The sequence below is a fragment of the Moorena bouillonii PNG genome (genome assembly GCF_001942495.1).
In the GTDB taxonomy this organism is placed as follows: Bacteria; Cyanobacteriota; Cyanobacteriia; order Cyanobacteriales; family Coleofasciculaceae; genus Moorena; species Moorena bouillonii.
In genome coordinates this window covers 3074757-3081735 of the sequence record NZ_MKZS01000001.1, presented here as the reverse complement: position 1 = coordinate 3081735, position 6979 = coordinate 3074757, and the positions used below count along the sequence as shown (strand labels likewise).

Genomic DNA, 6979 nt, shown 5'->3' with positions numbered 1-6979 from the left:
ACTCCCGACTCCCGACTCCCGACTCCCGACTCCCGACTCCCGACTCCCGACTCCCGACTCCCGACTCCCGACTCCCGACTCCCGACTCCCGACTCCCGACTCCCGACTCCCGACTCCCTGTGCCCTTTCCTATATAACTAAACTAGTTATGTCATCAAAATATTCAAAAATCATAGAAAATTATAGAGGGCTGGTTTTCATAATCTATTGGTAAATTCTATAGACTACGGTGGCTGGATAAAATGACATTGGTAACCGAAAATTAAGGATAATTTTAACTTTATTATGGTAAATCTATGCTTTGAGTATGCCAGGCTGATGTATGCGATCGCGTAGCGTGACTGCATGTCAATCGTATTGGTTTTATGACTCTAATGTATGCGTAAGGGTTTATTGATGACCTTTGTTGATGATCAGGTTATAGTTACCTGAGATTATGACAGTTGATGGCAGTATTCAATACTGGTTTGAGCTCAGGACCAGTGGGATAAGGCACTAACTCCACAATTCCATCCTGATTGATGATCCATCCTTGAGCTTCAATAATTGGTGGCTTTTTCGCGGTCGCTTGGGGTTGTTGATCGGGTTTTTTGCCGCGATTGCGAGCAGCCCGATACAATTGACGCCTGGTGGCCGAGAAATCTCGCCAATCGATCCAAATGGTTTCACCTTTGAGGGGGTCAGTGGGGTCAGTGGGTAAGCCCCCTCGTCCAGTCAGAGCAAATGAATTCTGCTGATCATCGGTGCTACAACCTGTGGCAATCAGTAGACCAGTATCGACTATAGTTGCTGGTAATGGGACTAATCCTAGGTTTTGAGTTGGGTCTGGGTTGCTAATGTTGACTACACCATCGACACCAAATTCAGAACTGGCAGTAATCTGGCTATCTGGAGACAGAAACAGACCTTGAGTAGTGATAAGAATATTACCTCCAGGACCAAATATGGCGTTGGCGGTGATGTTACTGTTTTCTACAACCACTACAAAATCACTATTAATCTTAATATCACCCCCACCACCAGTACTGTCATTAACGCTGGTACTAATGGCGCTCTGGTTTGAAAGGAATAGTAAGTCACTGGTAATGTCAATATCACCGCCGCCGCTAAGCTCAGAAGTGGCAGTGATTGTGCTTCGATCAGTTTTAATTTGATTAGCGGAAATAGTAATATTGCCTCCTCCAGCTGAGAAATTGGATGCGGTAATACCACCACCATTGGGAGTGTCCGCTCCGCTGTTGGAAAGCTCGATGGAGTTTGCCACAATCTCAATATCCCCAGCTTCCCCAAGTCCTGGATCTAGGCGGTCATTGCTTTGGAAGTTACTGACACTGATCGTTGCTGTAACAATGGAATTGTTGGATAGAGTATTATCTGGAACAATTTGAGCTGAGCAGACCAAGGGCATCTGAGCCACTAGGTAACAGGCAATGGGCAAAGTCAGGAGTTGGTTTAAGGGTTTGTTGAAGGGTTGGTTTTGATCCGACCTAGATAGCAATGTCAATAAATCTGTGGTGACCATGAGGCTTTCCTAGAGACTGAACCATGTCGTGGGCAATAACTATCCTCTAGAATTCCCAAACCTCTAGACCAAGTAACGCTAGTGAGCGGAATTGCTAAAATCAATAAGATTCCTCATAAAAACAACTATGACTGCTATCGGGATCAAACCATCCACCTTTTTGCATCAAGGACTTCGCCTTGAGCGAACTAATAACTTAACCCTGTTCAAATTCACCGATGAGCTTGGGGAGCGGATGCAAACCCTGCTCGATAAGAAAAAAGACGATCAACTCACTCCAGACGAAACACTGGAGCTAGAAGCCATTGGCGAACTGGATGATATTTTCAGCTATATCAATGCAGTTATCATGGCTGAAGCTGCCAATGCCCATTCCTAAACAGCTCTACCAGCAGCTCAGAAAACGGGCAGTATTTCAATGTGAATATTGTCACTATCCCGAAATCCTCAGCAACGCACCCCTTTCGGTCGATCATCTTTGGCCAAAATCATTGGGGGGAACTGATCGTCTAGATAATCTTGCCTTAGCCTGCCGTCGCTGCAACGAAAGGCGCTACAACTTCACAACCGGAATTGATCCCGATACCGGAAACGAAGTTCCCTTGTTCAACCCTCGTTTACAGTCATGGTCTGATCATTTCATCTGGACAGCCGATGGTCTGAGCATTATAGGCACCAGCCCAACAGGACGAGCAACCTGCGCTCGACTAGATCTCAACGACGAGCGTCGCAGTGAAAAATTCATCGTGAAATCTCGACAACTTTGGGTCAAAGGGGGGTTACATCCTCCCCCAGAGGATCCACAGCAATCCGTGTGAGGTACCCACACCAAACCTACCGCTATAGCGTGAGTACCTCACAGGCATTGTATAACGGTTTCTAGCCTAATAAGGTACACAATATTTTTCCCCTGTTCCCAGATCCGCTGTTCCCAGATCCGCTGTTCCCTGTTCCCTTTTTTGATCAGGCCAGATGGCTGCACTACCGGCGACGACCCTTTAACACACCACCAATGCCCAACAGACCGAACCCAATTAAGCCACTGCTAGCCCCAGACTCTGGCACCTGAGCCACTCCCTGGTCAGGATTAAAGGTTGACCAATTGAAATCCGAGAAAAAACCTTGTTCTAGCACGTGGCCTAATACTTGCCCACTGCCACTGCCACCACTGCCACTGCCGCCACCAACGCCACTGCCGCCACCACCGCCACTGCTACCGCCACCGCCACCGCCACCATAGCCCCATTCGTACATGTCCATCACATCCTGGATGCGGTCTTGAGTTAGCCAGGAGCCTGCTATGTCGTTATAGCCATTGGCGATATACCAGTCGATGGATGAGGCATTCACGCTAGAATCATTCAAGTAGTCCCCAATTTTGTCGGCTAAGGTATTCTTGGCGTTGTTGAGCAAGTTATTCAGATTTAGGGTCATATTCGAGTCACTAGGGCGTCCATCTGAGCCGAACACAGTGGAGTTTAGATCCCAACCAATCACATCAAAGGCTTGTAAATCCAGTGCTGACATATCGGCTCTCTCTCCCCAACCTAGGGCTGGTTTCATCATGCCCAAATTATCGCCCAGACCGTCCCAGTGGCTGGCTTGATAGCCATCACCTCCGAATCCTAAATCGACATCCTTGCCTTCAGAAAAGTATGCCAGAGCTGTATCACCCCCATCAATGGAAAAGAAGGCATTGGCACCATAGGCTAATTCAAGGAAGTCATTATCTTCGCTCCAGTCACTATAGCGGTACATATCCAGGGCAGTAGTACGCAACAGACATCTGATAACTAGCATCATAATCCGCGAGTATGGTCGAATCGACACCACTGACGAAGCCCAAGATATGACCAATTTCATGGACGGCCACACTCAGAAAGTCAACACTCAGAAAGCGGATGATTGTGTCTAATAGGGTTGGGGCGCTACGCTCGTAATTATAGCTCCAAATGAAGTCGCTATTCATGACGATATAGCCATCAAGCACGAAGTTATTGCTGTGGTAATTTATGGCTTTGGCATTGGCATTGGTCAGAGAAATGTTTTTGTTGTACCACCCTTGTCCGCTTTCAAACACGGAATGATAGCGAGTATTGCCATCACTATACTGATGGGCTTGCAGATTATTATAAGCAGTATAATCATCTACCGATGTTCTATCGGAATAGAGCTTTTGCCGATAGGTGCCGTAGTTTTTATTCTGTTGCAGACCAGGGAGTGCCCCACCCAGGATGTTTGAGGGCAAGGCGTCGGTCATCTCAACGTGAATTTTGACGGTGATATCATCGGTTAAATAGTAAGACCAAATCTGACCAGCCATTTCAAACCCGAGCATTTGTTTGAGGGAAGTCCCTGGTTGATAGCTGAAGTCGAAGTCTATGGCTTGAGCTGGGGCGTTACCACCAATTACTGCTGCAGATGCCAGGGACAAGGACATCATTAATTGGCGATTCTTCATAAAATTTTACCTCGTAGAAATTACTGACATGAATACTGTCAGTATGAAAAGGTAATGTATGCAATCGTGTTTGTGATCTGAGGCTGGTGTATAGGATCGGGTTTGTTATTGGATATAAAATTGTGTTTATTTATGCCTGTTTGTTTAGGATCACTTCATCAGTTGTTTATGATCACTTTATGAGTCGTTTAGGATCACAAGAAACCTGTGTTACAGATCACTACTTTAAAATTAGTAAATCTACAGTAAATCTACTGATGAGCTCTCCATGCTTGATCTGGCAAAACTGGCAGGACAAATCCCTGGTATTAGTAACCACCTGAGACTAGAGGCAGTGGCGTCTCGCCAACGCCTAGAACGGGCTGAACAATTACTGGCAAAGGCTAAAACACAACAAGAGAGTTTGGTCAAGTCTCATCAAGAATGGCGCGATCGCATGATCTTCACGGCGGCAACACCGGTAGAATCTCTGGATACTTGTGTTGATATCAGTAGTCCCCCAGAAAGCCATAGTGTTTTCGCCACCGATGGGTCTCAAATTTCCCCCTCTCACCACGAAATCCTCTACTGTTATGTGATTAATGTGGGTCGGATAATGTTGCACTATGGACAAAGTCTTTACCCTCTGTTGGATAGTGTGCCGGAAGTATTCTACCGACCAGAAGACTTATATATTTCTCGTCAGTGGGGGATTCGCACGGAGGAGTGGATGGGACATCGGCGCACCATTTCCGAGGTATCGATGTTAGCAGAAATGGCTTGCCGTTGGGTAAATCCACCAGCTCCCCACAGGGATACTCCCAATTTAGCGATAGTAGATGGTTCCCTGATTTACTGGTTTCTTGATGGGATGCCAGGGGAAGCACGCGATCGCATCTTGCCTCCGATTCTAACAGCTTGGGAGCAGTTGCGTGCTGTTAATGTACCCCTGATTGGCTACCTGAGCGCTTCTCGTAGTGTAGAAATGGTTAATTTCCTCAGATTACCAGCTTGTCCCTATGAAACACCGAAATGTATCACCCAATGTGGTAATCTCACGGACAAGTTGCCTTGTCAGGTGATAGACCCCTTGCGGGATACCACACTCTGGGCAAGTTTCTTGCAACCAGGACAGCGTAGCCCTCTATTTCAGAGTTCCGCACGGATTCTGGAATTATACGACCATCACCGGATCTATTTCTGTTATGTCCATGTGGGTACAGAAATTGCTCGGATCGAGATGCCAGAATGGGTAGCCCAGAATTCAGCATTGCTCAATCAAGCCTTGAGTTTAATGCTGGGGCAGGTCTATAAAGGATATGGTTATCCCATTGCTGTGTCTGAAGCTCATAATCAGGCCGTGATTAAGGCCGGTGACCGGAATCGCTTCTTTGCTTTGCTTGAACAACAAATGATTCGGGCAGGTGTCAAGAATGTGGGAATATCCTATAAGGAAGCTCGTAAACGGGGTAGTATTAGTTGACTTAAGGGTTGAAGGTTTAAGGGTTGAAGGTTTAAGGTTGAAGGTTTGAGGTTGAAGGTTGGAGGTTGGAGGTTGGAGGTTTAAGCTTGTTCGCGTAGCGTGGCCTTTTGGCCAAGGTTTAAGGTGAGTTGGTTGCAGGTTGTTCGCGTAGCGTGGCCTTTTGGCCAAGGTTTTTTTCCCAGATCCGCTGTTCCCAGATCCGCTGTTCCCAGATCCGCTGTTCCCTATTCCCTATTCCCTGCTCCCTGCTCCCTGCTCCCTGCTCCCTAAAACCTAAAACGAAAGTACCTTAACCAATAATTAAAAACTGTTCTAGTGTCATGGCAAATGTATTAAGAATTCTGTTTAAGCAAGATAGCTATCTCAAGCAAGAGCCGATTCAATCGTCGCAATTGCCTGATAATAAACGTCAGATGATACCAGCAGGTACTATATTAGTACTTCGCTATTATGGTCAGGAATCTGGCAATCACCTTAAACTGGGTTTAAAAGATATTGCGTTTAAGGGGTTCAGTGGTGATTGGTATGCCTTTGAAGACCATGTAGCAATTATGATGGAGAGTATTCAACCGGTAGAAACGGTTAGTAATGTAGTCTCTAAACAAGAGGATCAGACTGTTTTCAACATTCCTATTTATCAGAATACCTTAGTCAATCAACCCGTTTTACTTAACCTTTTCTTTAATCAAGATACGGTAATTAAGCGAGCTCCTATTCAATCTAATATGTTGAATGAAGCATCAAAGCAGGAAATTCCAGCAGGCACTGATTTGGTGATTGTGACAGATCAACCTGATGTTAATAATACGGTTAAGTTTACTGTGGAAGAGAATCACATAAAATTTACCCTCAAAGATCTAGAATTCAAGGGCTTTAGTGAAGATTGGTATGCCTTTGCTGGACATGTTGGTATTCAAGGGATGGGCTGATGTCAGCGGTCAGCTTTGTGGCACAGGCTTCTAGTTTGTGGAACAGGCTTCTAGCCTGTGACTATTAAACTAATGCTTACCTCTTTTATTCAAAACCTGACGGCTGATAGCTGACGGGCTAATTACTATTAAAAATCAGAATCATTGGTCAGCGTCTCAATCAACAAATCCATCTGTTGCTGTCGCTGATCCAGAAAATCTTCACATTGATGGAGATATTCGACAGCAGCGGAGAACTGATCAAACACCTCTGCTAGTTCTAGTTCTCCTGTTTCTATTTGCCTAATAATAGTTTCAACTTTAGCCACCGTCGCTTCATAGTTCCAGGTTTCTCCAGAAGGTATTTCAGTTAGGTTTGAATCAGTTAGGTTTGAATCAGATTGAGTTTCCATAGATAGCAATTGTTAATGGGATGAGGTACATAATTTTTGGATTTTAGGGAATCGGGAATCGGGAATCGGGAATCGGGAATCGGGAACAGGGAGAAGAGGCAAGAGGCAATAGGCAATAGGCAAGAGGAACCCACCCCTAGGTCGTGTTTTCTTGCCTCGGAGATCCCCCTAAATCCCCCTTAAAAAAGGGGGACTTTGAATATGGCTCCCCCC

General features: G+C 45.7%; 10 protein-coding genes. 5 read left to right on the top strand and 5 right to left on the bottom strand.

The features are described 5' to 3' along the window. Window positions 1-424 precede the first annotated feature (424 nt). Window positions 425-1522: an S-layer family protein gene (locus BJP37_RS12635; protein WP_075899232.1), complete on the bottom strand. Its 1098-nt coding sequence runs from the start codon at window positions 1520-1522 to the stop codon at window positions 425-427. A gap of 127 nt (window positions 1523-1649) precedes the next feature. Here BJP37_RS12635 and BJP37_RS12630 point away from each other — a divergent pair, with 127 nt between their 5' ends. Next, window positions 1650-1901 (top strand): hypothetical protein, encoded by a 252-nt coding sequence (locus BJP37_RS12630; RefSeq protein ID WP_075899230.1) that lies wholly within the window; start codon window positions 1650-1652, stop codon window positions 1899-1901. Continuing rightward, window positions 1888-2340 carry an HNH endonuclease gene (locus BJP37_RS12625; protein ID WP_075899228.1) on the top strand — a complete coding sequence of 151 codons (453 nt, stop codon included), beginning with the start codon at window positions 1888-1890 and terminating at the stop codon, window positions 2338-2340. The genes BJP37_RS12630 and BJP37_RS12625 overlap by 14 nt, the downstream gene beginning before the upstream one ends. Window positions 2341-2503: 163 nt before the next feature. Here BJP37_RS12625 and BJP37_RS40985 read toward each other — a convergent pair whose 3' ends face one another. Together BJP37_RS40985 and BJP37_RS12620 are read right to left on the bottom strand one after the other, a co-directional pair. Further along, window positions 2504-3325 carry an NF038122 family metalloprotease gene (locus tag BJP37_RS40985; protein ID WP_198954020.1) on the bottom strand — a complete coding sequence of 274 codons (822 nt, stop codon included), beginning with the start codon at window positions 3323-3325 and terminating at the stop codon, window positions 2504-2506. Further along, window positions 3267-3983, bottom strand: coding sequence for an NF038122 family metalloprotease (locus BJP37_RS12620; RefSeq protein ID WP_075899226.1), 717 nt, complete (start codon window positions 3981-3983; stop codon window positions 3267-3269). Before BJP37_RS12620 ends, BJP37_RS40985 begins: the two co-directional genes overlap by 59 nt. 268 nt (window positions 3984-4251) lie before the next feature. On the opposite strand from BJP37_RS12620, the gene BJP37_RS12615 reads away from it, so the two are divergent. The 3 genes from BJP37_RS12615 to BJP37_RS12610 all read left to right on the top strand — a co-directional run bounded on the left by BJP37_RS12615 (window position 4252) and on the right by BJP37_RS12610 (window position 6374). After that, window positions 4252-5445, top strand: coding sequence for a DNA double-strand break repair nuclease NurA (locus BJP37_RS12615; RefSeq protein ID WP_075899224.1), 1194 nt, complete (start codon window positions 4252-4254; stop codon window positions 5443-5445). A 99-nt stretch (window positions 5446-5544) separates the two neighbouring features. Next, entirely contained in the window at window positions 5545-5715 is a 171-nt protein-coding gene (locus BJP37_RS39080; RefSeq protein ID WP_158069557.1) for a hypothetical protein, read from the top strand. 50 nt (window positions 5716-5765) lie between these two features. Then, window positions 5766-6374 (top strand): hypothetical protein, encoded by a 609-nt coding sequence (locus tag BJP37_RS12610; protein ID WP_075899222.1) that lies wholly within the window; start codon window positions 5766-5768, stop codon window positions 6372-6374. Between the two features lie 128 nt (window positions 6375-6502). Here the strand turns inward: BJP37_RS12610 and xseB are convergent, their stop codons facing one another. Beyond that, on the bottom strand, window positions 6503-6766 hold the full coding sequence (gene xseB / locus BJP37_RS12605; RefSeq protein ID WP_075899220.1) for an exodeoxyribonuclease VII small subunit: 264 nt from the start codon (window positions 6764-6766) through the stop codon (window positions 6503-6505). After that, a complete protein-coding gene (locus BJP37_RS40980; RefSeq protein WP_198954019.1) occupies window positions 6739-6882 on the bottom strand; it encodes a hypothetical protein in 144 nt (47 codons plus the stop codon). Before BJP37_RS40980 ends, xseB begins: the two co-directional genes overlap by 28 nt. Window positions 6883-6979: the final 97 nt, after the last annotated feature.